This window comes from Mesorhizobium sp. M1A.F.Ca.IN.022.06.1.1, assembly GCF_003952605.1.
GTDB lineage: Bacteria > Pseudomonadota > Alphaproteobacteria > Rhizobiales > Rhizobiaceae > Mesorhizobium.
The window spans coordinates 1,463,441-1,488,958 of the sequence record NZ_CP034455.1; the positions used below are offsets into that span (position 1 = coordinate 1,463,441).

A 25,518-nucleotide genomic window follows, 5' to 3' on the forward strand; every position below is an offset into this window, starting at 1 on the left:
GAAGCGAGGCCATCCATTCTTCGGGCGGCCTACGCCCTTCTTTTTACGTAAACGTCAAACACGCGGATTTTGCAAGCGTAGACTTCGTCATCCACGGGTGGAGCGGGAGCGAAGCGGACGCGTACCACCCGAGGATCGTGTGTGTTGGTCCGGTGTCTGGTTTGAAGTGGGAAGGGGACCCGAGTGGATCCCTGGTCGTACTTGCGGACAGGCCGTGGCATGGCCCGGTCCCTTCCCACCGGTGAACCACCAGAATGGTCGCTGGCGCGTCACAAGAAGCGCGCCGGCCGACGGCACGCTGCCGCAGGAGCCGGGCCCGATCAGTTCGAGATTCAGTCGCTGTTCCGGCGCGCGGGTTGACAGCACTTCCTTAACCATAGCGGTTCAGGATCGTCCTCTGGTCAGTGGGGACACCCTGATTGAAAAAGCCGGCGCGCCCTCTTCGCCGCCTGGCGCTTCTCGCGGCTGCGGTTGCGCTGGGCACGGCGGCAAAGGCCTCGGATTTCTCCGAGCCGTGGAAGAATGCCGACCGCGCGCTGGTGATCGACGCCTACGAATATAACTCCATCGATTGGGCTGAGCTTGCCACCGACAAGCGCATCGTCGGCTTCATCAACAAGGCGTCCGACGGGCTGCCGCCGCCCTATTTCTGCTTCGGCGACGAGACAGAGGAGAAGCTCTGCAAGGCGCTGTGGAAGCGCCATGCGGTGACGCGCGAGCTTTTCCAGACGCGCAAGGTGGTGGCGAAGGCGCTCGGCCTGAAATGGGGCGCCTATCACCTCGCCCGCCCCGGCAATCCGGTCGAGCAGGCCAACAATTTCATCGATTTCGCCGAGCCGGCGCCGGACGATCTCATTGCCCTCGACATCGAGGGCATCGATCCCGCGCAATGGATGTCGCTCGAGGACGCGGAAGAATTCGTGCGCCAGGTGCATCGCCGCCTCGGTCGCTTCCCGGTGCTCTACTCGAACGGCAAGACCGCCCAGTACATCGCCGACAACCGTTACACCTACCGGCTGTTGTCGCGGCTGCCGCTCTGGTATGCGCGCTACAAGCCGGACATCGACGTGCATTTCCCGATGGGCAACTGGCAGGGTTACGCGCTCTGGCAGTTCGCGGCAAAGGCGAATTGCGGCCGCTTCAGCTGCCCCTATCGCGTGCCGGGCACGCCCAACGACATCGACGTCAGCGTCGCGCCGATGAAAGCCGATGCGTTGCGCCAGCAATGGGCCTTTGGCGGCTTGATCGACGTGCCGGCGGATTACCTCGCCTCGATCCCGGTGCCGATCCCGCGCGAAGCGGGCCTCGCCGGCAAGGTCACCATCACCTATGCCGATGTGGCGACGCCGCCGACCATCGAGGAAATGGTCGCGGTGCTCGGCGCGCGCTGGGAGAAATTCCGCGACGGATTCCGAATGCCGGTGGTCAAGACCGTGCCGCAGCGCCCGAGCTTCGGCATCGTGCAATATGTCGCCTGGAAACGGGCCGGACAGCGCACGCCCGAACAGCTCGACGCCGCCTTCGCGGCCGCCGATCCGGTCAGCACTGCATCGACGACGCTCGACCACCGCAGGCAGTAGTCAACGGCAGCGTCAACGATGATTGCCCAGGCTGGCATACATGCCGGTGGTGCGGAACTGTGTGGGCGTGATGCCGTAGCAGCGGCGAAACACCTTGGAAAAGTAGTTCGGGTCGTCGAAACCGCACAGAACAGCGACTTCCTTTACCGGCAGGAAATCGGCCTTGGTCAGCAACTTGGCGGCGCGCTGCAGCCGCTGCTGCAGGACGAATTCGGCCGGCGGCAATCCTTCGCTCTCGGCGAAGCAGCGCGAGAAATGGGCGCGGCTGAGGCCGCTGATTTCGACCAGCTCCGCCACCGGCAGCGGCTTGTCGAGATTGGCGTTGATGTGATCGATGACCGGCTGCATGGCGCTCTGCTTCTCGGCGAAGGCGTGCGAGCCGAAGACATCGTCGTAAAGCGCCATCGCCGCCTCATAGGCGATCGCCGAGGCCGCGCCCGGCGAGGCGGCGCCCTTGATCAGGCGCAGGCTGCAATCGGCAAGGTGATCGATGGTCGCCGGCTGCAGCCGGAACACGGGACCTGAGACGCTGAGGATCGACTTGTGGACGCGGAGCGCCTCCTCGCCGTTCATCGATATCCAGAAATATTCCCAGCGGTCGCCCTTGGCCAGCCAGTAGCGATGGTTGTGCGGCACCAGCACCAACAGCGTATCGTTCGCCTGCAGGCGGTAATTGCGGCTTTCATAGCGCAATTGTCCGGTGCCGCTGATCGTATGCTGGAGCACGGTAAACGGGATCTGGCCGCGCTTTCGCCCGTCCCAGTCGTAAGTCTCGTCCTCGCGCACCTCGTAGCCGGTGCTGGTCGGCATGGCGTGCAGGCGCTGGCGCCCGCGCGGCAGCGAGATCGTGCGCATTAGCTTTCCATTGGCGATCAGATCCTGCAGCACAAAATTACCCTCGAAAGCATAATCCTTCTCTGGCCGCGCCGGCGAATAAGCGCATAATCCGGCTCACTCAAGAACGGGAAAGACCCGCGGTCGAGGAGCGGGCGGGAGGAGAAAGAGCTGGATTTCCGGCTCCACATGGCGAGCGCGCCTGCCGGCGCGCGGCCATATCCTCCCTTGCTGCTCCTTGCCTAACATTCGATTGGATCGAGGTGAAGGTGATGAGCTTCAAAATCGCTATTATTGGCGCCGGCAGCGTCGGCTTCACCAAGAAGCTGTTCACCGACATTCTCTGCGTGCCCGAATTCAAGGACATCGAATTCGCGCTGACCGACATCAGCGAGCACAATCTCGGGATGATCCAGGCGATCCTCGATCGGATCGTGGAAGCAAACGGGCTGCCGACCAAAGTGACGGCGACGACCGACCGCCGCAAGGCGCTGGAAGGCGCGCGCTACATCATCAGCTGCGTGCGCGTCGGCGGTCTCGAAGCCTATGCCGACGACATCCGCATCCCGCTGAAATACGGCATCGACCAATGCGTCGGCGACACGATCTGCGCCGGCGGCATCCTCTACGGCCAGCGCAACATCCCGGTGATCCTCGACTTCTGCAAGGACATCCGCGAGGTCGCCGAGACCGACGCCAAGTTCCTGAACTACGCCAACCCGATGGCGATGAACACCTGGGCCGCGATCGAATACGGCAAGATCGACACGGTCGGGCTCTGCCACGGCGTGCAGCACGGCGCCGAACAGATCGCCGAGGTGCTCGGCGCGAAGTCGCCCAGGGAGCTCGACTATGTCTGCTCCGGCATCAACCACCAGACCTGGTTCATCGAGCTCAGGCTGAACGGCCGCGCGATCGGCAAGGACGAGCTGGTCGCCGCCTTCGAAGCGCATCCGGTCTATTCGAAGCAGGAGAAGCTGCGCATCGACGTGCTGAAGCGCTTCGGCGTGTATTCGACCGAAAGCAACGGGCATCTGTCCGAATACCTGCCCTGGTACCGCAAGCGCCCCGACGAGATCACACGCTGGATCGACATGTCGGACTGGATCCATGGCGAGACCGGCGGCTATCTGCGCTACTCGACCGAGACCCGCAAATGGTTCGAAACCGAGTATCCGCAGTTCCTCGAAGCGGCGTCGAAGCCGATCGACCCGGCGAGGCGCTCCAACGAGCATGCCAGCCACATTCTCGAGGCGCTGGAAACAAACCGCGTCTACCGTGGCCATTTCAACGTCAAGAACAACGGAGTGATCACCAACCTGCCGCAGGACGCCATCATCGAGTCGCCCGGCTTCGTCGATCGCTTCGGCATCAACATGGCCGCCGGCATCACACTGCCCGAGGCATGCGCCGCCACCTGCATGTCCTCGATCAACGTCCAGCGCATGTCGGTGCATGCCGCGATCGCCGGCGACATCGATCTCTTGAAGCTCGCCATGCTGCACGATCCGCTGGTCGGCGCGGTGTCGACGCCGGAGGAGGTCTGGCAGATGGTGGACGAGATGGTCGTCGCCCAGGCCGCCTGGCTGCCGCAATATGCCGACGCCGTGCCGGCGGCAAAGGAGCGGCTTGCGAAGTCGAAGGTCAAGACCCGCGAATGGGCGGGCGCGGCGCGGCGCAACGTCCGCTCGATCGATGAACTGCGCGCCGAAAAGGCGGCACTGAAACAGGCCGGCTGAGATTTCGGGTAGGCGGACCTGCAGGAGGCAGGTCAGCCGAAACGGTCCCCAAAATAAAGATCAAGCGGCGGGCAAGCAGCAGACGTTCAAAACATTTGGGAGGAGACAATGAGGAACTTACACAGAATTGGCATTGCCGCCGGACTGGCGCTCGGCGTTTCTATTCCGGCGCTCACCGCTTTCGCTTCGGAACCGACGATCCCGCCGGAGCCGGCGACATTCCCGGCCGAGGGCAAGATCCATTATGTGGCGCGCGACTCCATCCTGGAGTTCAAGGCGCTGCCCGATTACCACGAGCCGGACTGGGTGACGCAGAAATACGTCAAGACCGGCAAGCTGCCGCCGCTCAAGGACAGGCTGCCCAAGGAACCGCTGGTCTTCAAGACCGCCAACATGCCGGACGGCATCGGCGTCTATGGTGACACGATGCGCCATGTCATCGGCGGCAGGCCGGAAGGCTGGAACTACGCTGCCGGCCAGACGCAAGGCTGGGGCGGCATCGACATCGCGCTTTCCGAATGCCTGACACGCACCGCGCCGCTGTTCCAGGTCGACGCGAAGGACACCGAGCCGCTGCCGAACCTCGCCAGGAGCTGGGAATGGTCGAAAGACGGCCACAAGCTGACCATGCATCTCGTCGAAGGCGCCAAATGGTCGGACGGCGTGCCCTTCAACGCCGACGACGTCATGTTCTACTGGGATGACGAGGTGGTCGACCCCAACGTGTCGCCGCTCAACGGGGCGACGCCCGAAACCTTCGGCGTCGGCACGACGCTCAAGAAGATCGACGACTACACTGTCGAATGGACGTTCAAGGAAGCGTTTCCGAGGCAATATCTCTACGCGATGGCCTACGGCACCTTCTGCCCCGGCCCGGCGCACATTTTGAAGCCGCAGCATCCGAAATATTCGAAGAACACCTACGACCAGTTCAAGAACGCCTTCCCGCCGGAATACATGAACATGCCGGTGATGGGCGCCTGGGTGCCGGTCGAATACCGCCCGGACGACATCATCGTCATGCGGCGCAACCCTTACTATTGGAAGGTCGACGAAAAGGGAAACCAACTGCCTTATCTCAACGAGCTGCAATACAAGCTCTCGACCTGGGCAGATCGCGACGTCCAGGCCGTCGCAGGCTCGGGCGACTTCTCCAATCTCGAGCAGCCCGAGAACTTCGTCGCCTCGCTGAAGCGCGCGGCTGACAAGAACGCGCCGGCACGGCTTGCCTTCGGTCCGCGGCTCATCGGCTACAATCTGCGTATGAATTTTTCCGCCAATGGCTGGGGCAACCCGGACGAGCGCGGCCAAGCGATCCGCGAATTGAACCGCAACGAGGATTTCCGCAAGGCCGTGACCATGGCGATCGACCGCAAGGCGCTCGGCGACTCGCTGGTCAAGGGACCGTTCACCGCCATCTATCCCGGCGGCTTCTCCTCCGGCACCAGCTTCTATGACCGCAAGTCGACGGTTTATTATCCGTTCGATCTCCAAGGGGCCAAGGCCGAGCTCGCCAAGGCCGGTCTCAAGGATACCGACGGCGACGGCTTCGTGAACTTCCCGGCGGGCACCGCCGGCGGCAAGAATGTCGAGATCGTGATGCTGGTCAACAATGACTACACCACCGACAAGAGCCTTGCCGAGGGCGTCGTGGCGCAGATGGAGAAGCTTGGGCTGAGGGTCGTGCTCAACGGGGTCAACGGCACGCAGCGCGACGCGATCCAGTATTCCGGCCGCTTCGACTGGCTGATCCGGCGCAATGACCAGGAGCTCACCTCCGTTGTGCAGAACACGGAGCAACTCGCTCCGGTCGGTCCCAAGACCAGTTGGAACCATCGCGCGCCTGAAAGCGGCGAAGTCGATCTGATGCCGTTCGAGAAGGACCTCGTCGACATCGTGAACAAGTTCGTCACGACGCAGGACAACGACCAGCGCGCCGACCTGATGAAGAAGTTCCAGAAGATCTCGACCGAGCACGTCTATAATGTCGGGCTGACGGAATATCCCGGCGCGCTGATCGTCAACAAGCGCTTCTCCAACATCCCGCAGGGAACGCCGATCTTCATGTTCAACTGGGCCGAGGATTCGATCATCCGCGAACGCGTCTTCGTCGCAGCCGACAAACAGGCGAAATATGAGCTCTTCCCCGACGAGCTTCCCGGCAAGCCCGGAGACAAGGGGCCGATGAACTAGTTAACCTCCGACGAAGAGAACTCCGGTCGCGCCAGCTGGCGCGGCCGGACAAAGCCAAATCTCCGGTAGCGCCCAAGGAGCGACCGGCCAGCAAAGGAAGCCGACCATCCATGTTGCGATTCCTGCTCATGCGCATAGCGTCGGCGCTTCCCGTGCTCGCCATCTTGAGCCTGGTCACCTTCGCCATCATCCAGGCGCCGCCGGGCGACTATGCCGACTACATCAAATCGCAGCTCATCAACCAGGGCGGCGCCTCCTATGCCGAGGCGGATGCACAGGCCCAGGCCTACCGGAAAGAACACGGCCTCGATAAGCCGCTGCCCGTTCAGTATCTCAACTGGATCGGCGGCATCGTCACGCGCGGCGATTTCGGCTACAGCCTCTACTACAACAGGCCGGTGGCGGACGTGGTCGGCGAGCGCCTGCCGCGCACGCTGCTCCTGGCGCTGGTCTGCCACCTGCTCGCCTCGGTGCTGGGCATAAGCTTCGGCATTTGGGCGGCGACCCGCCAGTATTCCTGGATCGACTCGACGCTCTCGGCCATCTCCTTCCTCGGCATGACGGTGCCGCGCTTCCTGATGGCGCTGATCATCGTTTATCTGTTGGTCTTCCAATTCAACGTGTCGGAGATCGGCAGCTTCTTCTCGCCGCAATATGGCGGCGCGCCATGGTCTTGGGCGAAATTCCTCGACCTGGTCAAGCATGTCTGGCCGGTGGTGGCAATCGCGACCTTCGGCGGGCTCGCCTACAATATGCGCGTCATGCGCGGCAACCTGCTCGACACGCTCAACGCACAATATGTCGAGACGGCCAAAGCCAAGGGCCTGACCGGCGGCGCCGTCGTGATGCGCCATGCCGTGCCCAACGCGCTGCATCCATTGGTCATGTATCAAGGCGTGGTGCTGCCCTACATGCTGACCGGCGAGATCGAGACGGCGATCATCTTCGCGCTGCCGACCGTCGGGCCGGCGATCGTGGGCTCGATGGCGGTGGGCGACGTCTATGTGACGGCAACCTTCATGATGGTTCTGTCGGCGACGCTGATCGTCGGCAACATCATCGCCGACATGCTGCTGGTCCTGCTCGACCCCCGCGTGCGCCAGTTTGGGGAGCACTAGATGCTGGCCCGCGATCCCTCACCCCCGCCACCCGCCGAAGGAGCCGCGATTTCGGCCGCGCATGGCAACGAGAGCTACATCGCGCTTGTCTGGCGACGGCTGCAGCGCTCCTGGACCGGCATGGCCGGGCTGTGCCTGGTGGTGCTGCTGCTTCTCATGACCCTTTTCGCGGAATTCCTCGCGCCTCTCGACCCGAAAGCGACCGATATCGCCTTCGCGCCGCCGCAGATGGCTAGCTTTCACGACAAGGACGGCAACTTCGTCGCGCGGCCAAGAATTTACGCGCTGGCCGAATCGACCGACCTCGACCCCGTGACCTTCCAGCCGATCGTCGGCCCCGATTACGATCATCCACGACTGCTCGGCTTCTTCGTCGAGGGCGCGCCCTACAAACTCTTCGGCCTCATCCCGGCGAACCGGCATTTCTTCGGCTCGATGGACGGCCAGCCGGTGCATTTCCTCGGCACCGACAAGTTCGGCCGTGATGTGCTGTCGCGCGCCATCCATGGTTCGCGCGTCTCACTGATGATCGCGCTGACGGTGGTCTTCATCATCACCCTGATCGGAACCAGTGTCGGCATGGTGTCCGGCTATTTCGGCGGCCGGTTCGATGTCTGGATGCAGCGCTTCGTCGAACTGGTGCTCGCCTTCCCGCAACTGCCGCTTTACCTGGCGCTGACGACGCTGATCCCGGTCACCGCGCCGACCAATGTCTTTCTCGCCTTCGTCATCATCGTCATGTCGGCGCTTGGCTGGGCGCAGATGTCGCGCGAGGTACGCGGCAAGACGCTGGCGCTGGCGCGCATCGACTATGTGCGCGCGGCCATGGCGGTGGGCGCCACCGATCGGCGGATCATCATCCAGCACATCTTTCCCAATGTGATGAGCCATGTGATCGTCGCCGTGACGCTGGCGATCCCAACGGTGGTGCTTCTGGAATCCTTCCTCGGCTTCCTCGGCTTCGCGGTGAAGCCGCCGCTGATCTCGTGGGGCCTGATGCTGCAGGACACCGCGACCTATTCGGTCATCGGCACCTATCCGTGGATTCTGTCGCCGGTCGGCTTCGTGCTGATCACGGTCTTTGCCTTCAACGCGTTGGGCGACGGCCTGCGCGATGCCGTCGATCCCTATTGAGGTGGCAGGAATGACGACGATCGCGCTTGCCGAATCCTTCGCTCCCGCCGTCCGGCTCGACCATGACGGACGCCAGGACCAGCCGGTCATCGACGCCCGCAACATCGAAGTCGCCTTCAAGGTCGAGCACGGCATCGTCGAGGCGGTGAAGAACGTCTCGTTCCAGCTCTATCGCGGCGAGACGATCGCGATCGTCGGCGAATCCGGATCCGGCAAATCGGTGACGGCGCGCACCGTCATGGGGCTCTTGTCGCGGCGGGCGACGGTATCGCCGAGGTCAAGCGTCGACTATCTCGGGCAAAATATCCTGAAATTCGCCGAGAGCGCCCGGCGCAAGCTGCGCGGCAATCGCATCTCGATGATCTTCCAGGAGCCGATGAGCTCGCTCAACCCGATCTATTCGGTCGGCAGCCAGATCGTCGAAGCGATCCGGGTGCACCGCAAGGTGAGCCGCAAAGAGGCCTGGGCGCGAGCGCTTCAGCTTTTGCGGCATGTCCAGATTCCCGAACCCGAAGCACGCCTCAAGCAGTATCCGCACCAGCTCTCCGGCGGCCAGCGGCAGCGCGTCATGATCGCCATGGCTTTGGCCAACGAGCCCGATGTACTGATCGCCGACGAGCCAACCACCGCGCTCGACGTCACCGTCCAGGCGCAGATCCTCAACCTGATCCGCAATCTGCAGAAAGAAATGCGGATGGCGGTGGTTCTGATCACGCACGATCTCACCGTCGTGCGCAAGTTCTCCGACTATGTCTATGTCATGCAGCATGGCGAGATGCGCGAGCATAACGTCACCGAGCGGCTCTTCGCCGATCCGCAGCATCCCTACACAAAGCGGCTGCTCGCATCCGAACCACACGGCCGGCCGAAGCCGCTGCCCGATAAGTCCAGCACGATCCTCGAGGCGAACGGCGTGCGCGTCTGCTTCACGCTGCGGCACGGCACGTTCCTTAAGCCGGACTGGCGCGAGCTGGTTGCGGTCGACGATCTCGACCTCAAACTTTGCCGTCACGAGACGCTGGGCCTGGTCGGCGAATCCGGTTCCGGCAAGACCACTTTCGGTCAGGCGCTGCTTCGGCTGCTCGACGCGAGGCGCGGCGAGATCCGCTTCGATGGCCAGCCGATCCAGGATCTCACGCGCGCCGAGATGCGGCCGCTGCGCTCGCGCATGCAGATCGTCTTCCAGGATCCGTTCTCCTCGCTCAACCCGCGCATGACGATCGGCCAGATCATCGAGGAAGGCCTGGTCGTGAACAGGATCGGGGCCACACGGCGCGAGCGGATCGAGCGGGTGCGTGAGGCGCTGGTCAGCGCCGGCATGCCCGGCGATATCCTGTCGCGGTTTCCGCACGAATTTTCGGGCGGCCAGCGGCAGCGCATCGCGATCGCGCGGGCCATCGCACTGGAGCCGGAATTCATCCTGCTCGACGAGCCGACATCGGCGCTCGATCTTTCCGTCCAGGCGCAGATCATCGACCTGCTGCGCAAGCTGCAGGACGAGCGCGGCTTGAGCTATCTCTTCATCTCGCACGACCTCAAGGTGGTGCGGGCGCTCTGCCACCGCGTGATCGTCATGCAGCACGGCAAGATCGTCGAACAGGGGCCCGTAGACGAGGTCCTCACCAGTCCCAAGACCGCCTACACCGAACGGCTCGTCCGGGCCGCTTTCGACGTGGCGTGACCATATTCCGGAGGCTCACAGTGGCAAGAAATCCCAGGATCACCTTCATCGGCGCCGGCTCGACGGTGTTCATGAAGAACATTGTCGGCGACGTGCTGCAGCGCCCGGCGCTGTCGGGCGCGACGATCGCTTTGATGGACATCAACCCGCAGCGGCTGGAAGAGAGCGCCATCGTCGTCAACAAGCTGATCGCGACCCTCGGCGTGAAGGCGAAGGCCGAGACCTATTCCGACCAACGCAAGGCGCTGTCCGGTGCCGATTTCGTCGTCGTCGCCTTCCAGATCGGCGGTTACGAGCCCTGCACCGTCACCGACTTCGAGGTGCCCAAGAGATATGGCCTGCGCCAGACGATCGCCGACACGCTGGGCGTCGGCGGCATCATGCGGGGCCTGAGGACGGTGCCGCATCTGTGGAGGATCTGCGAGGACATGCTCGCCGTCTGCCCCGACGCGATCATGCTGCAATACGTCAACCCAATGGCGATCAACACCTGGGCGATCGCCGCGAAATTCCCCCAGATCAAACAGGTTGGGCTCTGCCATTCGGTGCAGGGCACGGCGATGGAGCTGGCGCACGACCTCGACCTTCCCTATGAGGAGATCCGCTACCGCGCAGCTGGCATCAACCACATGGCGTTTTACCTCAAGTTCGAGCATCGCCAGCCGGACGGCTCCTACCGCGACCTCTATCCCGACCTTGTCCGCGCCTATCGCGAAGGCCGCGCGCCGAAGCCCGGCTGGAACCCGCGCTGCCCCAACAAGGTGCGCTACGAGATGCTGACCCGGCTCGGCTATTTCGTCACCGAAAGCTCGGAGCATTTCGCCGAATACACGCCCTATTTCATCAAGGAAGGTCGCCCCGACCTGATCGAGAAATACGGCATCCCGCTTGACGAATATCCGAAGCGGTGCATCGAGCAGATCGAACGCTGGAAGGGTCAGGCGGAGGCCTACCGCTTGGCCGACCGGATCGAGGTCGAGCAGTCAAAGGAATATGCCTCCTCGATCATGAACTCGGTGTGGACCGGCGAGCCGTCGGTCATCTACGGCAATATCCGCAACAATGGCTGCATCACCTCGCTGCCTTTAGACTGCGCGGCGGAAGTGCCGTGCCTGGTCGATGCTTCCGGCATCCAGCCGACCTATATCGGCGAGCTGCCGCCGCAGCTGACGGCGCTGATCCGCACCAACATCAATGTTCAGGAATTGACGGTGCGGGCGCTGATGAGCGAGAGCCGCGAGCACATCTACCACGCGGCGATGATGGACCCGCACACGGCGGCCGAGCTCGATCTCGATCAGATCTGGTCGCTGGTCGACGACCTGCTTGCAGCGCATGGGGACTGGTTGCCGGCCTGGGCGCGACCAGGCAAGAGCAAGGCTGCCTGATTAGAGCAATTTCAGGAAAAGTGAGAAGCGGTTTTCCGTCCGAAATTGCGTCAAAACAAATAGACGGGAGATTTCGCCGTTTCCGTGAAACGGTGAAATGCCCTATTTGCCGGTCTGCTCGCGCTCGACGGCGCGCCAGCCGATGTCGCGGCGGAAGAAACCCTGCGGCCAGTCGATATGATCGGTCGCCCCGTAGGCCTTTTTTTGTGCCTCCCCGACGGTTGCGCCGGTTGCGGTGACGTTGAGCACGCGGCCGCCATTGGCGACGAGCGCGCCGCCATTGATGGCGGTGCCCGCGTGGAAGATTTCGGCGCCGTCGCTGGCGGCCTCGTCGAGACCGCGGATGACCGAGCCCTTTTCCGGCGTGCCGGGATAGCCCCTCGCCGCCATCACCACGGTCAGGGCCGCGTCGTCGCTCCAGCGGACCGACATGTGCGCGAGCTGGCCGTCGACAGCGGCGTTGAGCAGGACGAGCAGGTCGTCCTTCAGCCGCATCATCAGCACCTGGCATTCGGGATCGCCGAAGCGGGTGTTGTACTCGATCAGCTTGGGGCCTTGGTCGGTGATCATCAAACCGGCGAAGAGGATGCCGGCGAAAGGCGCGCCGAGATTGGCCATGCCGCGCATCGTCGGCTCGATGATCTCGCGCATGGTGCGCTCGGTCATCTCGGGCGTCATCACCGGCGCCGGCGAATAGGCGCCCATGCCGCCGGTGTTCGGACCGGTATCGCCGTCGCCGACGCGCTTATGGTCCTGCGCGGTGCCGAAGGGCAGCGCGGTGGCGCCGTCGCAGAGGCAGAAGAAGCTCGCCTCCTCGCCGGTCAGATATTCCTCGACGACGACCTCGGCGCCGGCGGAGCCAAAAGCGCCGTCGAAACAGGCGTCGAGCGCGGCAAGCGCCTCCTCCAGCTTCATGGCGATGGTGACGCCCTTGCCGGCGGCAAGGCCGTCAGCCTTGATGACGATCGGCGCGCCCATCTTTTCGACATAGGCCTTGGCCGCGGCGAGATCGCCGAAGCGGCCATAGGCTGCGGTCGGGATGTTGAACTTGGCGCAAAGATCCTTGGTAAAGCCCTTCGAGCCTTCGAGCCGCGCCGCCGCCTTGGAGGGGCCGAAGACGCGGATGCCCCAGGCGCGCAAATCATCGGCAATGCCAGCCACCAGCGGCCCTTCCGGACCGACCACGACGAGGTCGATCTTCTTCTCCTGGCAGAAGGCGGCCACAGTGGAGTGGTCGGCGATGTCCAGCTTGACCAGTTCGGCGAAACGGCCGATGCCGGGATTGCCGGGCGAAGCATAGAGCTTCGTCAGCAGCGGCGACGCGGCGATCTTCCAGGCAAGCGCATGTTCGCGGCCGCCGGAGCCGAGAAGAAGAACGTTCATGGCCACCTCTTGCTGATCGTCTCCCCGAACCCGCTATTGGTCCAAGGGCGACGGGTCAAGGCATCTTGGCGTTTCGGGGGGCGATTGCACACGGGAAGATTGCCCACATCAAGACGCAATGAGGCAATTTGCCGATGGGAAACCGATCCCGCCCGGCCCAATCCAAAGTCGACTCAGCTCCGGAAAACGACAGGGAACCAGTCCTCGCGCAACTTCTGGCCGGGCTTGATGTGCTTCCCATGCAGCGCATTGTTCTCGCCCGCGACGCGCGCCTGCGCCTATCGAAGGCGGCACTCGCCTTCATCGAGACAGCGAAAGCATGGTTCGCCAGTCACGATGTTTTCACTGCCTGAGCGACAACGCGGCTGCTTGACGGCGCCCATCGCTGCTGCCACTCCAGCACGATGGAAACCATCCAGTCGAAAGCAGCCCAAGGCCGCGTCGCGGACGCGCCGAGCGGCCATTGGGTTTACCGGGTGCTGCCGCGCTGGCTGTGGCCCTATGCGCAGCTTGCGCGCTGGGACCGGCCGATCGGCTGGCAGCTGCTCTTGTGGCCCTGCTGGTGGTCGGCGGCTCTTGCGGCCAGCGCCTATCCGCGGCCGACGGATCCGCTGCTGACGCTGTTGCCCGCGCCCTGGTACCTGTTCCTGTTTTTCATCGGCGCCGTCGCCATGCGTGGCGCCGGCTGCACCTACAACGACATCGTCGACGAAGACATCGACAACCAGGTCGAGCGCACCCGCTCGCGGCCGCTGCCGGCCGGCAAGGTGAAGCGCCGCCAGGCCTGGGCGTTTCTGATCATCCAGGCGCTGGTCGGGCTCGCAGTGCTTTTGCAGTTCAACAGCTTCGCCATTCCGCTCGGCATCGCCTCGCTGGCCATTGTCGCGATCTACCCGTTCATGAAGCGCATCACCAATTGGCCGCAATTCGTGCTCGGGCTCGCCTTCTCCTGGGGCGCGCTGATGGGCTGGGCGGTCGAGTTCGGCGATCTCGATGGCCCCGCCATCATGCTCTATATCGGCTCGATCCTGTGGGTGATCGGCTACGACACGATCTACGCGCATCAGGACAAGGAAGACGACGCCATCGTCGGCGTGCGCTCGACGGCACGCCTGTTCGGCGACAACACGAAGACCTGGCTCACCGGGCTCTATGGCGGCACGCTTGCCTGCTTCGCCATCGCCTTTGCCTCGGCTCAAGTGCCGATGCCGGCGCTGGCCGGGCTGATTGCCGCCGGCGCGCATATGGCGCGCCAGATCATCCGGCTCGACATCAACGATCCCGATCAGTGCCTGAAGCTGTTCAAGTCGAACAACCAGGTCGGCTGGCTGATTTTTCTGGGGCTGATCGGCGGGGCGTTTTGGGTGGTGCTGAAGCCGCTGGTGTAGCGCCTCTCCTTCTCCCCTTGTCGTGGGAGGGTGGATCGGCGCGCAGTGCCGAGACGGTTGAGGGTGTTTCAGCGGAGTGAGAGCTCGGCGTTTCCTGGAGAACCCCTCATCCGTCGCCTTCGGCGACACCTTCTCCCACAAGGGGGAGAAGGGAAGGGTCGCTGCTATTCGCGCGCGATAATCTCCTCACCGCCGACGACGAGACGCAGGCCGAGATTGCCGGTCCTGCGGCGGGCGAGGAAGCGCGGGCGGCGCATGTTGGAGACACGGCCCTGGCGGCGTTCCTGCGGCGGCAGCGCTTTGATTGCGGCGCCCAGCGATTCCTCCAGCGTGCGGGCGACGCCGTCGGCCTCGATCAGAAGCATCGGCAGGCGATAAGCGTCGGCCCAGGCGCGCCAGTCGGCGGCGACGTCGTCGAGATCGTCGGCGACCAAAAGCGGCACCGACAGCATCGGATCATTGTGCAGAAGTTCCAAAGTCACGGTGACATTGCCGTCCGGATCCTCCATGGCGCGGGCGGCGACACCACGGAAGGCATTGGCGGGCAGCGCGATGATCGCCGGCACGCCGCTCATCTCCAGCGTGCGGCGAATGACGGCGCCGCGCGGGTCGATGGTGAAGGTTACATCGCCATAGTCGTCGCGCGTGGCATAGCTTACCATCTGCGGCAGGCGAAACGGGTCGAGACGCATGTTGCGCCCCGCCCAGACTGGCTTCAGTCCAGTGTTCATTCGAATGCCTTCCTGTTTCTCCTGAGGGCCGTTTTCCGGTTCTCTCCGGGCCGGTTTTTCCGGCCTCGTTATGCGGGAAACATTAGCGCTCGCTTCTTACCGCCGCGCTTAAGAAAGTCAGTTAAATTTTGCTGATCGGAGCCGATGGTTATCGGAATGCGACCAGCCACAAGATGTTGGAAGAATTAGATAACCTTACCGGGATTCATGATGCCGGCCGGGTCGAAGGCCGCCTTCACCCGGCGCATCAGATCGATCGCCATTGGCGGGGCCGTGGCGATCAGCTCGTCGCGCTTCAATTGGCCGATGCCGTGCTCGGCCGAGATCGAGCCGTGGAAGGAACGCACGACATCGTGCACGGCCTTGTTCATCGGGTGGTAGAGCTCAAGGAACGGGTCGTCCTGCCAATCCAGCGGGCGAGAGATGTTGTAGTGAAGATTGCCGTCGCCCATGTGGCCGAAGCAGACGACGCGGGCGCCGGGACAGACAGTCTGGACCACGCCTGCCGCCTTTTCGATGAACTCCGGGATCGAGGCGATCGGCACCGAGATGTCGTGCTTGATCGAGGCGCCCTCCGGCTTCTGGCATTCTGGCAGCGTCTCGCGGAAATTCCAGAAGGCGTCGCCCTGGGCAAGACTTGCCGACACCACCGCATCGCCGACGATACCCTGATCGAGGCCGGCCGAAAGAATCTCCTCGATCAGCGCCTTGCCATCTTCTTCCGAGCGACCTGAAGAGACCTGCATCAGGGCATACCACGGCCAGTCATCCGCCAGCGGTCGGGTGATCCCTTGCCCATGCTTAAGCGTGAAGTCGTAAGGCCGTTTGGCGATCAGCTCGAAAGCCGTGAGCGAAGCACCGGCGCGATCCATCGCCAAGCTGAACAGCGAGAGCGCTGCCTGGGGCGACGACAGGCCGGCGAAGGCAACCTCCCTGCCCTTCGGCTTCGGAAAGAGCTTCAGCACCGCGGCGGTGATGACGCCGAGGGTGCCCTCGGCGCCGACGAAGAGGTTTTTCAGATCGTAGCCGGTGTTGTCCTTCTTCAGCTTGCGCAGATCGTCGAACACTTCGCCGGTCGGCAGCACCACTTCGACGCCGAGGCAAAGCTCGCGCGCATTGCCATAGGCAAGCACGCCGGTGCCCCCGGCGTTGGAAGAGAGATTGCCGCCGATCTGGCAGGAGCCTTGGGCTGCAAGCGACAGCGGGAACAGCCGGTCGGCAGCGTCGGCCGCTTCCTGGAGCGTCTGCAGGATGACGCCGGCCTCGGCGGTGATGGTGTTCGACAGGACATCGATCTCGCGGATGCGGTTCAGCCGCGACAGCGAGAGCACGATGTCGCGGCCGGACTTGTCCGGCACTTGGGCGCCGACCAGCCCGGTGTTGCCGCTCTGCGGCACGACCGGCGTGCCGGTCTCGGTCGCGAGCCGCATGATGCGGCTCACTTCCTCGACGCTGCCTGGCCTCAGCACCAGCGGTGTCCGGCCATGCCAGAGGCCGCGCCGCTCGGCGATGTAGGGCGCGATGTCAGCCTGATCGCGCAGCGCGTATCTGTCGCCGACGATGGCAGCGAAGCGGTCGATGAGGGCAGGATCGAGGTCGAAGGGCTGGTCGTTCATGCGCCCAAACCTAGAGCAATTCCAGGAAAAGTGTGAAGCGGTTTTCCGTCCGGAATTGCGTCAAAACAAAGAGATAGGCTCAGTCGATCTTGTCACGCGGGGCGGCGGCGCGCGCGAGCCGGTCGTTGATCGCCTCGCCCAAGCCGTCGGCCGGGATCGGCTCGACGGCGATCGTGGCCGCGCCGCTGCGGTCGAGCGCCTGCATATAGGCGAACAGATTGGCGGCGGCCTCCCGCAGATCCCCCGCCTCGGAAAGATTGCGCAGCGCCACGGCATCCTGCCAGCCTTCAGCGCGAGCGCGGCCGAAGGCGAGCAGCGCCTCGCCGCTTGCGATCTTGCCGACGTTGAGCCGCATCAATGCGCCGGGCGCGTAATGCGAGGCGAGCATGCCGGGCGCCTGGATGCCGGCAGCACCGCGCATCAGCTTTGCGCCGGCCGCCTCTTCAATGTCCCCGGCAGCGATGCCGCCGGGTCGCAGCAGACGCAGCTTGCCGTCCTCGATCTTGACGATGGTCGATTCCAGGCCGACGGGCGTCGCGCCGCCGTCGACCACCAGCTTGATCTTCCCGCCGAGATCGGCCGACACGGCCTCGGCCGTCGTGGCGCTGATCCTGCCGGAGGAATTGGCGCTCGGCGCCGCGAGCGGCCGGCCCAATCTCGCGATCAGCTCGCCGCCGAAGCCTCTCGGCATGCGCAGCGCGATCGTGTCAAGCCCGGCTGTGACGAGCGGATGGATGCCGTTTTCCGCGCGCTGCGGCAACACCAGCGTCAGCGGACCGGGCCAGAAAGCTTCCGCCAGCTTTGTTGACAATAGATCGAATGTAGCAATGCGGTTTGCCATGGCGAGGTCGGCGACATGGGCGATCAGCGGGTTGAAGCGCGGGCGCCCCTTGGCCTCGAAGATACGCGCCACGGCAGCCCCATTGGTGGCGTCACCTGCCAGTCCGTAAACGGTCTCGGTCGGGATGGCGACAACATCGCCGCCTTCGAGCAGCGCCAGCGCCCTTTCCATCGCCTCGCCGACGCCAAGTATCTCAGCCAAATTCACCACCGATCCTGAACATGCCGGTCCCGTAATACGGCATGGCAGCAGGGGCAAGGGCGCGCATTGGCGATTTATCAATCCCTAAAATGTTAAGTTTCCGCGCAAGTCGGCATCAATTCGCCGACGCTAGGGTGCGGATTTCCGGTTGGTGGGCGGAGAGTTGTCGTGATGCGTATGTCTTGCTTTGATGCAATTGCGAACGGAAAGCTGTTACGTCCCTTTCCTGGAATTGCTCTAGGAGCGGTCGTTATCGGTCTTCTGACGACGAGCGGCTTGGCACAGGCTTCGTCCATCGTCGTGCTCGGCGCGGCGACCTCGACGCCATCCATTGTCAGGCTGGCCGCGATCGAGCCCGGCAAGGCTACACCGTCAGTTGTGGCGCTCGGCGAGCCGGTGCCAGCCGTCACCGATGAGAAAGTGGCCGCGATCCCGGAGAAATCCGGACAGAGGCACGCGCAGCCGCCGACGATCATTCGCGGCGGCATCGTCGGCGGCGCCTCGGCGACGCCCGCGGCGGCTGCCCCGGCCAAGGAGGCCGCGACACCGGCAAACGGCACCGCGCCCGCCGGCACGCCTCCCAACGGCACGGCTGCGGCCACGCCCCCCAACGGCACGGCTCAGGCTGCCGCCAACGGCGATACCAACGCTTCCGAGAACAACCCCGCCACGACGGCAACCGCGTCTGACGGCGAGACCCAACCGGAAGCCCAACCGGAAGCTGCCCCGACGCCGCCGCGGTTCAGCAAGGCGATGTAGGCGCGACGGCCTCCCGCGCCTTATGGAGCATGCAGCTTCCGACCGGCATTCTGGTTGTCAGCCGACGATTTTTGAAAAATCGGCGACCTGGTCGGTGGCGGCGCGGATGCGAGCAAGCAGGGCCAGGCGGTTGGCGCGCACGGCCTGGTCCTCATCATTCACGAGAACCCCTTCAAAGAATGAATCAACTGGTTCACGCAAGACGCTAAGCGTCAGCATGGCGGCGGAAAAATCTTCGTTTTGAATCGCTTGGCCGGCTTCCTTCTCGGCCTGATTCACCGCGGCCGACAGCTTCTTTTCCGCATCCTCGCGGAACAGCGCCGGCTCAACAATCTCGGCGACCCGTGTTTTCTTCTTCTCCTCGGCAGCCAGGATGTTGGCGGCGCGCTTGGTACCGGCAAGCAGGTTCTTGCCATCCTCCGTGTCGAGGAACTTGCCCAGCGCCTCGACGCGGCGAACGATCTGCAGAAGGTCGTCGGACTGCGGCGTGATGACGGCGTCGATAAGATCGTATCGTGCACCGCTCTCGCGGAGATATACCTTGAGGCGGTCATGGAAGAAGCCGAGGAGATCCGAAATTTGTGCGGCATCGCCGGCGAAGCTCGCAAAGGCGTTGGCGAAGACCGATGTCAGTCCGAGGCGAATGCGGTTCTCGATCAGGATCCGGACCACGCCGAGTGCAGCTCTTCTGAGCGCGAACGGATCCTTGCTGCCTGTCGGCTTTTCATCGATCGCCCAGAAGCCTGTCAGCGTGTCGAGCTTGTCGGCCAGCGCGACAGCAACCGACACCGGGTCGGTCGGCACCCGGTCGGACGGGCCTTGCGGCTTGTAGTGCTCCTCGGCGGCCGCGGCCACCGACGGATGCTCGCCCTGGAGCAGCGCATATTTGCAGCCCATGGCGCCCTGCAATTCCGGGAACTCGCCTACCACCTCGGTCTGCAGGTCGGCCTTGGCGAGCACCGCGGCGCGGGCGACGAGCGCGGTAATCTCCCCCCTCGAGGGGGAGATGTCGCCAGAGGCGACAGAGGGAGTCGTCTCGCGTGGAGTGCCAACCTCTTCCCTCTTCGAAAGGCCAGAATGCGTCGCACCAGCCGAAGCAACCCCCTCTGGCCTGCCGGCCATCTCCCCCTCAAGGGGGGAGATCGACTTCGCCACCGTCGGCGCCAATTCTTCGGCCAAGCGCTTGATGCGCGCCACGCGCTGCCCTTGTGTGCCAAGCTTGGCATGGAAGGTGACGTTGAGATGGTCAAGGCGCGCCATGCGCTGGTCGAGCGGCTTCTTCAGATCCAGCTCGAACTTCGCCGCCGACTCTTGCAGCGTGCCGAGGTCGGGCAGATCGCCCTGGTCGGTCTTCCAGAAATAGAGCGCGTCTGAGAGACGCGCCCGCACCACCTTGCCATTGCCGTAGGCGATCTCTTTGCCACCGTCCTTCGCTTCGATATTGGCAACCAGGATGAAGCGATCGGAGAGTGGCGATTGGCCAATCTCCCCCCTTGAGGGGGAGATGCCCGGCAGGGCAGAGGGGGGCGCCTCGCGCTGAGAGGAAGGCGGGACGGCACCCCCCTCTGTCGGCTTCGCCGACATCTCCCCCTCTAGCGGGGAGATCGGGCGCGACGTCACGAAGCATTTCTGATTGGCGCGAATGGTCAGGCGAATGACCTCGGCCGGGATGGTGAGAAAATCCTGCTCGAACTCGCCCATCAGCACGACCGGCCACTCGACCAGGCCGGAGACCTCTTCCAGCAGGCCCTCGTCCTCGACGAGATCGAGGCCGTTGGCGAAGGCGACATTGCGGGCATCGGCCAGGATGATCTCCTTGCGCCGGTCGGCATCAAGCACGACCTTGGCCGCTTCGAGCTTCGCCACATAGTCGTCGAAGCGGCGCACGGTGATCGGGCCCGGTGCATGGAAGCGGTGGCCGTAGGTGACGTTGCCGGAGCGGATGCCGTCGATCTCGAAATCGACCACCACCGGCTCCTCGGTCTCCGGGCCGAAGGTGCAGACGATCGATTGCAGCGGCCGCACCCAGCGCAGCGAGCCGGGCTTGGCCGAGGCCGCGCCCCAGCGCATCGATTTGGGCCAGGGAAAGTTCTTGATGATGCCCGGCACCAGCTCGGCGATGATCTCTTCCGCCGCCCTGCCCGGCTTGGGGATGTGGGCGACGTAGAAGTCGCCCTTCTTGAGATCGGAATGGACATGCGCCTCGGCGATCGATGAAAGGCCGGCCTTGCGCAGAAAACCCTGCACCGCCTGCTCGGGCGCCGTGGTCGAGGGGCCCTTGATCTCCTCGCGAATGTCCTTCGAGCGCGCCGTCAGCCCGCGCACGTCCAGCGCCAGGCGTCGCGGCGTCCAGTATTCGCGCGCCGCCTCATAGGTCAGACCCGCCTCGATCAAGCCGTCGGTCAGCATCTTGCGAAGATCGCCGGCCGCCTTGCGCTGCATGCGCGCGGGGATTTCTTCCGAGCGGAGTTCTAGGAGGAGGTCAGGCATCAGTTAGCTCCTTACCCTCCCCTTGATGGGGAGGGTCGGCGCGCAGCGCCGGGGTGGGGTGGCGGCGTTTCAGCCGCCAGCACCTTCGGCACCATCGCGCAGACCAAGGTGTGATTTTCGTTCTTCCACAGCCGCATAGATTGTATCGAGAACGGAATCCAGTTCGTTTTTTAGCTCGTGGTTCCAGAAGCGGACGACGCGATAGCCCTGGCTCTCAAACCATCTCGTTCGGACTGCATCATGGCACTGCTGGCCATCAAAGCCATGTTGGAAGCCATCCACCTCGATGATCAGCTTCAGCCGATGGGAGATAAAGTCAGGATAGTAACCGCCAACCGACGCTTGTCGACGAAAGTGCGTTCCTTCGACCGGAATACGCCAGAGGTGCCGCCACAGCCTGCGTTCCTCCTCGGTCATTGCCGCGCGCAGCCTTCGTGCGGACTGCAGCTTGAACCGATCAAGTTTTGGCATAGGGAAGCGCCCGTCACCCCCACCCGCCGCTTCGCGGCGACCTCCCCCATCAAGGGGAGGTAGAGGGCGCATAGCAACTCGGCTCGCGCCTGTCACCCTGCCTGCCGGTCGGCAGTTCGAGCTATTTCAGGAAATTTTCAGTTCTTTGTCGGGACGACGCGAGCCCACCCGTCATAAGAACAGACACCCCATGAACCAAACGCAGTGCTGAAGCGACCAACGCTCAGACGGAGAACTATTGGCTGAACGACCATGAAGACGGCATCGAGAATCCTGCAGATCCTGGCACTGAGCGCCTGCTTCGCCGCCCAGATGCATGGCACATTCTCGATGCCGGGCGTGCGACAGGCACTGCGGACGATTGATGCCGCGACAGTCCAGATCACGTTGCCGATGGCAGCCGCCGCCGAGATCGCCAGCGTGACTTTGGGCTAAGTCGCCAGGCCGCCCGCGCGCGTCTGCAGGAACGCCTCTCCGCAAGCCTTGGCAAGGTTGCGCACGCGCAGAATGTAGCTCTGGCGCTCGGTCACGGAAATCACGCCGCGGGCGTCAAGCAGATTGAAGACGTGGCTTGCCTTGATGCACTGGTCATAGGCGGGGAAAACCAGACGATGCATCGACGAATTGTCGTTCGACGCCGGCGCGCCGGCGGCGAGCAGCGCCTTGCACTCGGCTTCGGCGTCCTCGAAATGCCGAAGCAGCATCGCCGTGTTGGCGAATTCGAAATTGTGGCGCGAATATTCCTGCTCGGCCTGCAGGAACACGTCGCCATAGGTGACCTTCTCCGGCCCTTCGCGGCCGTTGAAGTTCAAGTCATAGACATTGTCGACGCCCTGCACATACATGGCGAGGCGCTCCAGCCCATAGGTGAGCTCGCCCGCCACCGGCGCGCATTCGATGCCGCAGACCTGCTGGAAATAGGTGAACTGCGACACTTCCATGCCGTCGCACCAGCACTCCCAGCCGAGGCCCCAGGCACCCAGCGTCGGGCTCTCCCAATCGTCCTCGACGAAGCGGATGTCATGCAGCAGCGGATCGACGCCGATGGCTTCCAGCGAGCCGAGATAGAGTTCCTGCAGGTTCGGCGGGTTCGGCTTCAGGATCACCTGATATTGATAGTAATGCTGCAGCCGGTTCGGGTTCTCGCCGTAGCGGCCGTCCTTCGGCCGGCGCGACGGCTGCACGTAAGCCGCGTTCCAGCGCAACGGGCCGAGCGCGCGCAAGGTGGTGGCGGGGTGGAAGGTGCCGGCGCCGACTTCCATGTCGTAGGGCTGCAGGATGACGCAGCCGTAAGCTGCCCAGTAGTTGTGCAAGGTCAGGATCAGCCCCTGGAAGGAGCGGCTGGGATGCATGTGGGCAGGGATCTCGACGGTCACGGCGGCCTCGGAAAGCGCTGGGAGTGGGCTTTCCCTAGTTGCCGGGCCGGCAAGCGTCAAGGCAGGGCGCCGCATCGAGGAGAGGTTGAACGCTTTGCCGGCGGGTGGCCCATTGCCGGCCGCTCACGCGGGCCGTTTGCTTCGGCGAGCCGCAACGACAAAGGTTCCCGCCATGCTCGGTCAACTCACCGTCCGCCCCGTCACCCAGCAGGATTACGAGCAGTGGCTGCCGCTCTGGGACGGCTACAACGAATTCTACGGCCGCTCGGGCGAGACCGCGCTTGCCGGCGAGATCACCCGGATGACCTGGTCGCGCTTCTTCGACGCTTACGAGCCGGTGCATGCTCTGGTGGCCGAGCGCGACTGCAAGCTTCTCGGCCTCGTCCATTATCTCTACCACCGCTCGACCACCGCGATCGCGCCGAACTGCTATCTGCAGGATCTCTTCACCTCACAAGCCGCGCGCGGCCAAGGCGTCGGCCGGGCGCTGATCGAAGGCGTTTACGAGCGCGCCAAAGCCGCGGGCGCGGGTCGCGTCTACTGGCTGACGCACGAGACCAACCACACCGCCATGCTGCTCTATGACAGGATCGGCGAGCGCTCGGGATTCGTCGTCTACCGCAAGATGTTTTGAAACGTTGCGAGGCCCGAAAGGCCCCGCCAAAACTGCAGAATTGTGCGCCTCAGCCCTTCGGCGCCGCCGGCGGGACCGGTTTCACCTTCGGCGTTTCCTGCGCCGTGTTGGACTCGATCGGCGGCAGGCCCTTCAGCAGCTTCTGCTGCAAGGTGGCGAGCACGTCCGGGTCCGGCTTCAGGTCGCGTGCCTGGGTCCACTGGAAGGTCGCTTCCAGCTTGCGGCCGACGCGCCAATAGGCGTCGCCCAGATGGTCGTTGAGAACCGGATCCTCGGGCTTCAGGGACACGGCTCGCTCCATTTCGCGCACGGCGTCGTCGAAGCGGCCGAGGCGGTAATAGGCCCAGCCAAGCGAGTCGACGATGTAGCCGTCGCTTGGCCTGAGATCCACGGCCTTCTGGATCATCGCCAGGCCTTCCTTGAGGTTCATGTTCATGTCGACCCAGGAATAGCCGAGATAGTTCAGAACCTGCGGCTGGTCGGGCTGCAGCTCCAGCGCCTTGCGGAAATTGGGCTCGGCCTTCGGCCATTCCTTCAGCCGCTCATAGGCGATACCGCGCTGGTAGAAGATGTTCCAGTTGGCGGCGGTCGGCGTCTTCAGCTGTTCAACCGCCTTGTCGTAGAGATTGGCAGCCGAACGGTAGTCCTCCTTGGAGGAGTAGACGCCGCCAAGCGCAAGGTAGCCGCGCATGTCGGTCGGGTGCGCATCGACGTAGCCCTTGAGATGCGCGATGGCTTCGTCGTGACGGTCGATGTCGGCAAGGTTCAGGCCAAGCTGCAGCTCAGAAAGCTCCTTCAATGGCGAGGAGGCCGGAATGCGCCGATAGAGCGCGATCGCGCCTTCGCCGTCCTTCAGCTGCTCGGCGACGGCGGCCAGCTGCACGAGGGCGGCGTCGCTGTCCGGCTTCAGCGCCAGTGCATATTGCAGATAGAGCCTAACGAAAGGCTCGCCGCCGCCACGGTTGAGCGCGGTGGCGAGGTCGAGCAGGATTTCCGAGGCGCCGTCGGCCGGGGTAGCGACCAGGGGCTCGATCTTGTCGCCTTTGCTGATCCTGTCGCGCAGCGTGGTGATTTCGAGCTTGCCAGGCGCGAAGGCTTCGGCCTGGTTCAGCACCGCCATCGCCTTTGTCTTGTCGCCCTTCCGGGCGAGGAACGAGGCATAGGCCTGGGCATTGCGCATCCACGTCTCGGGCGCGGAGCCGCCGGCGGCGGTATCGGCCAGGGTGGCGGCGTAGATCTCATCGGCCTTGGCGGAAAGGCCGGCGGCGTCGGCGATGAGGGCGCGATGGAAGGACTTGAACAGGCCGAACCAGTCCGGACCCTTGAGCTTGTCGATCGAAGCCATCGCCTCGGAGGCATCGCCCGCGCCTTCCTTGGCCCAACCGTCCATGATGCCGGAGAGCAGCCGGTCGAGATCGGATTCGAGCGACAGCTTCAGCCAGTACTGAGCCTTGGCGTAGTCCTTCTTGTGGAAGGAGTCGATGGCAAGCGCCAGACGTGAGAAGCGCTCGACATCGGGAACTTCCTTGAGCTTGTCGGCATAGACCAGCGATTCCTCGAAGCGGCCCTGGGCGACCAGCGCCAGCATGAGGCTCTGCTGCAGTTCGGTGTCATTGGGGGCAAAGGCCAGGGCCTGCTTGTAATAGGCGATGGCATTGTCGAGATCGTTGTCGCTTTCGGCAATATGGGCGGCAAGATAGGCGCCCGAAAAGGACGTGATCTGGACCGGTTGGGAGTTTTCTTTGGCATGGGCAGGCAGCACCGACAGCGCCACACCCGTTAAAAATGCCAGCCTCGTCAGCCAGCGCGCACGTCCTTGCCGCATTGTATCCCTTTCAGCCAGACGCGATCCCCCTTGGCGGACCGCCCACAGAGTCGATGTTTTCCCGACAAAGCATGGCCTTTTTGGGGTCAGGCTTCAATCCGCAGCGAATCACAATGCAATCATCGGGCTTAAAAAA

The 25,518-nt window shown here is 63.8% G+C and carries 21 protein-coding genes; 12 read left to right on the top strand and 9 right to left on the bottom strand.

What is annotated here, in order from left to right; all coding sequences use genetic code 11:
* Positions 1 to 419: 419 nt before the first annotated feature.
* Entirely contained in the window at positions 420 to 1,580 is a 1,161-nt protein-coding gene (locus EJ078_RS07280; RefSeq protein ID WP_127215592.1) for a glycoside hydrolase family 25 protein, read from the top strand.
* Positions 1,581 to 1,592: 12 nt separating this feature from the next.
* Here the strand turns inward: EJ078_RS07280 and EJ078_RS07285 are convergent, their stop codons facing one another.
* The gene (locus tag EJ078_RS07285; RefSeq protein WP_095801111.1) at positions 1,593 to 2,435 is read right to left on the bottom strand and encodes an AraC family transcriptional regulator; all 843 of its coding nucleotides are present in this window, start codon (positions 2,433 to 2,435) and stop codon (positions 1,593 to 1,595) included.
* A gap of 251 nt (positions 2,436 to 2,686) precedes the next feature.
* Between EJ078_RS07285 and EJ078_RS07290 the strand changes: the two genes are divergently transcribed.
* The 6 genes from EJ078_RS07290 (at position 2,687) to EJ078_RS07315 (ending at position 11,667) form a co-directional block, all read left to right on the top strand.
* Positions 2,687 to 4,153, top strand: a complete 1,467-nt coding sequence (locus tag EJ078_RS07290) for an alpha-glucosidase/alpha-galactosidase (protein ID WP_095800900.1) — start codon at positions 2,687 to 2,689, stop codon at positions 4,151 to 4,153.
* Positions 4,154 to 4,261: 108 nt separating this feature from the next.
* A complete protein-coding gene (locus EJ078_RS07295) occupies positions 4,262 to 6,346 on the top strand; it encodes an ABC transporter substrate-binding protein (protein WP_127215593.1) in 2,085 nt (694 codons plus the stop codon).
* 110 nt (positions 6,347 to 6,456) lie between these two features.
* Positions 6,457 to 7,464 carry an ABC transporter permease gene (locus EJ078_RS07300; protein WP_067327828.1) on the top strand — a complete coding sequence of 336 codons (1,008 nt, stop codon included), beginning with the start codon at positions 6,457 to 6,459 and terminating at the stop codon, positions 7,462 to 7,464.
* Positions 7,465 to 8,598, top strand: coding sequence for an ABC transporter permease (locus EJ078_RS07305; RefSeq protein ID WP_127216578.1), 1,134 nt, complete (start codon positions 7,465 to 7,467; stop codon positions 8,596 to 8,598). It abuts the gene before it with no gap.
* A 10-nt stretch (positions 8,599 to 8,608) separates the two neighbouring features.
* Positions 8,609 to 10,279, top strand: a complete 1,671-nt coding sequence (locus tag EJ078_RS07310; RefSeq protein WP_127216577.1) for an ABC transporter ATP-binding protein — start codon at positions 8,609 to 8,611, stop codon at positions 10,277 to 10,279.
* A 20-nt stretch (positions 10,280 to 10,299) separates the two neighbouring features.
* The gene (locus tag EJ078_RS07315) at positions 10,300 to 11,667 is read left to right on the top strand and encodes an alpha-glucosidase/alpha-galactosidase (RefSeq protein ID WP_067327825.1); all 1,368 of its coding nucleotides are present in this window, start codon (positions 10,300 to 10,302) and stop codon (positions 11,665 to 11,667) included.
* 102 nt (positions 11,668 to 11,769) lie between these two features.
* Here the strand turns inward: EJ078_RS07315 and purD are convergent, their stop codons facing one another.
* The gene (purD, locus tag EJ078_RS07320) at positions 11,770 to 13,050 is read right to left on the bottom strand and encodes a phosphoribosylamine--glycine ligase (protein ID WP_067327824.1); all 1,281 of its coding nucleotides are present in this window, start codon (positions 13,048 to 13,050) and stop codon (positions 11,770 to 11,772) included.
* Positions 13,051 to 13,184: 134 nt separating this feature from the next.
* On the opposite strand from purD, the gene EJ078_RS07325 reads away from it, so the two are divergent.
* Positions 13,185 to 13,403: a hypothetical protein gene (locus EJ078_RS07325; protein ID WP_067327823.1), complete on the top strand. Its 219-nt coding sequence runs from the start codon at positions 13,185 to 13,187 to the stop codon at positions 13,401 to 13,403.
* Between the two features lie 51 nt (positions 13,404 to 13,454).
* Positions 13,455 to 14,438, top strand: coding sequence for a 4-hydroxybenzoate octaprenyltransferase (ubiA, locus tag EJ078_RS07330; protein ID WP_067327822.1), 984 nt, complete (start codon positions 13,455 to 13,457; stop codon positions 14,436 to 14,438).
* Positions 14,439 to 14,602: 164 nt separating this feature from the next.
* Here the strand turns inward: ubiA and EJ078_RS07335 are convergent, their stop codons facing one another.
* From EJ078_RS07335 to EJ078_RS07345, 3 genes are all read right to left on the bottom strand, one after another.
* Entirely contained in the window at positions 14,603 to 15,169 is a 567-nt protein-coding gene (locus EJ078_RS07335) for a DUF6101 family protein (protein WP_067327821.1), read from the bottom strand.
* A 185-nt stretch (positions 15,170 to 15,354) separates the two neighbouring features.
* Entirely contained in the window at positions 15,355 to 16,785 is a 1,431-nt protein-coding gene (locus EJ078_RS07340; protein ID WP_067327820.1) for an FAD-binding oxidoreductase, read from the bottom strand.
* Between the two features lie 79 nt (positions 16,786 to 16,864).
* Positions 16,865 to 17,827, bottom strand: coding sequence for an L-threonylcarbamoyladenylate synthase (locus tag EJ078_RS07345; protein WP_067328019.1), 963 nt, complete (start codon positions 17,825 to 17,827; stop codon positions 16,865 to 16,867).
* Between the two features lie 276 nt (positions 17,828 to 18,103).
* Between EJ078_RS07345 and EJ078_RS07350 the strand changes: the two genes are divergently transcribed.
* On the top strand, positions 18,104 to 18,586 hold the full coding sequence (locus EJ078_RS07350) for a hypothetical protein (RefSeq protein WP_189413842.1): 483 nt from the start codon (positions 18,104 to 18,106) through the stop codon (positions 18,584 to 18,586).
* Positions 18,587 to 18,643: 57 nt separating this feature from the next.
* Here EJ078_RS07350 and glyS read toward each other — a convergent pair whose 3' ends face one another.
* On the bottom strand, positions 18,644 to 21,076 hold the full coding sequence (glyS, locus tag EJ078_RS07355) for a glycine--tRNA ligase subunit beta (RefSeq protein WP_127216090.1): 2,433 nt from the start codon (positions 21,074 to 21,076) through the stop codon (positions 18,644 to 18,646).
* Between the two features lie 69 nt (positions 21,077 to 21,145).
* A complete protein-coding gene (locus tag EJ078_RS07360) occupies positions 21,146 to 21,547 on the bottom strand; it encodes a DUF559 domain-containing protein (RefSeq protein WP_127216089.1) in 402 nt (133 codons plus the stop codon).
* 252 nt (positions 21,548 to 21,799) lie between these two features.
* On the opposite strand from EJ078_RS07360, the gene EJ078_RS07365 reads away from it, so the two are divergent.
* Positions 21,800 to 21,982, top strand: a complete 183-nt coding sequence (locus tag EJ078_RS07365; RefSeq protein ID WP_095823826.1) for a hypothetical protein — start codon at positions 21,800 to 21,802, stop codon at positions 21,980 to 21,982.
* Here the strand turns inward: EJ078_RS07365 and EJ078_RS07370 are convergent.
* Positions 21,979 to 22,923: a glycine--tRNA ligase subunit alpha gene (locus tag EJ078_RS07370; protein WP_082954005.1), complete on the bottom strand. Its 945-nt coding sequence runs from the start codon at positions 22,921 to 22,923 to the stop codon at positions 21,979 to 21,981. The genes EJ078_RS07365 and EJ078_RS07370 overlap by 4 nt on opposite strands.
* A 172-nt stretch (positions 22,924 to 23,095) precedes the next feature.
* On the opposite strand from EJ078_RS07370, the gene EJ078_RS07375 reads away from it, so the two are divergent.
* Entirely contained in the window at positions 23,096 to 23,557 is a 462-nt protein-coding gene (locus EJ078_RS07375) for a GNAT family N-acetyltransferase (protein ID WP_127216088.1), read from the top strand.
* Positions 23,558 to 23,606: 49 nt separating this feature from the next.
* Here EJ078_RS07375 and EJ078_RS07380 read toward each other — a convergent pair whose 3' ends face one another.
* Positions 23,607 to 25,382 carry a tetratricopeptide repeat protein gene (locus EJ078_RS07380; protein ID WP_127216087.1) on the bottom strand — a complete coding sequence of 592 codons (1,776 nt, stop codon included), beginning with the start codon at positions 25,380 to 25,382 and terminating at the stop codon, positions 23,607 to 23,609.
* Between the last annotated feature and the right edge of the window lie 136 nt (positions 25,383 to 25,518).

Coding starts and splice junctions, on each gene's coding strand:
- EJ078_RS07295 (WP_127215593.1), top strand. CDS start 4,262: ATGAGGAACTTACACAGAATTGGCATTGCCGCCGGACTGGCGCTCGGC.
- purD (WP_067327824.1), bottom strand. CDS start 13,050: ATGAACGTTCTTCTTCTCGGCTCCGGCGGCCGCGAACATGCGCTTGCC.
- EJ078_RS07305 (WP_127216578.1), top strand. CDS start 7,465: ATGCTGGCCCGCGATCCCTCACCCCCGCCACCCGCCGAAGGAGCCGCG.
- EJ078_RS07300 (WP_067327828.1), top strand. CDS start 6,457: ATGTTGCGATTCCTGCTCATGCGCATAGCGTCGGCGCTTCCCGTGCTC.
- EJ078_RS07375 (WP_127216088.1), top strand. CDS start 23,096: ATGCTCGGTCAACTCACCGTCCGCCCCGTCACCCAGCAGGATTACGAG.
- EJ078_RS07360 (WP_127216089.1), bottom strand. CDS start 21,547: ATGCCAAAACTTGATCGGTTCAAGCTGCAGTCCGCACGAAGGCTGCGC.
- EJ078_RS07335 (WP_067327821.1), bottom strand. CDS start 15,169: ATGAACACTGGACTGAAGCCAGTCTGGGCGGGGCGCAACATGCGTCTC.
- EJ078_RS07365 (WP_095823826.1), top strand. CDS start 21,800: ATGAAGACGGCATCGAGAATCCTGCAGATCCTGGCACTGAGCGCCTGC.
- EJ078_RS07290 (WP_095800900.1), top strand. CDS start 2,687: ATGAGCTTCAAAATCGCTATTATTGGCGCCGGCAGCGTCGGCTTCACC.
- EJ078_RS07310 (WP_127216577.1), top strand. CDS start 8,609: ATGACGACGATCGCGCTTGCCGAATCCTTCGCTCCCGCCGTCCGGCTC.
- EJ078_RS07340 (WP_067327820.1), bottom strand. CDS start 16,785: ATGAACGACCAGCCCTTCGACCTCGATCCTGCCCTCATCGACCGCTTC.
- EJ078_RS07285 (WP_095801111.1), bottom strand. CDS start 2,435: ATGCGCACGATCTCGCTGCCGCGCGGGCGCCAGCGCCTGCACGCCATG.
- glyS (WP_127216090.1), bottom strand. CDS start 21,076: ATGCCTGACCTCCTCCTAGAACTCCGCTCGGAAGAAATCCCCGCGCGC.
- EJ078_RS07380 (WP_127216087.1), bottom strand. CDS start 25,382: ATGCGGCAAGGACGTGCGCGCTGGCTGACGAGGCTGGCATTTTTAACG.
- ubiA (WP_067327822.1), top strand. CDS start 13,455: ATGGAAACCATCCAGTCGAAAGCAGCCCAAGGCCGCGTCGCGGACGCG.
- EJ078_RS07325 (WP_067327823.1), top strand. CDS start 13,185: ATGGGAAACCGATCCCGCCCGGCCCAATCCAAAGTCGACTCAGCTCCG.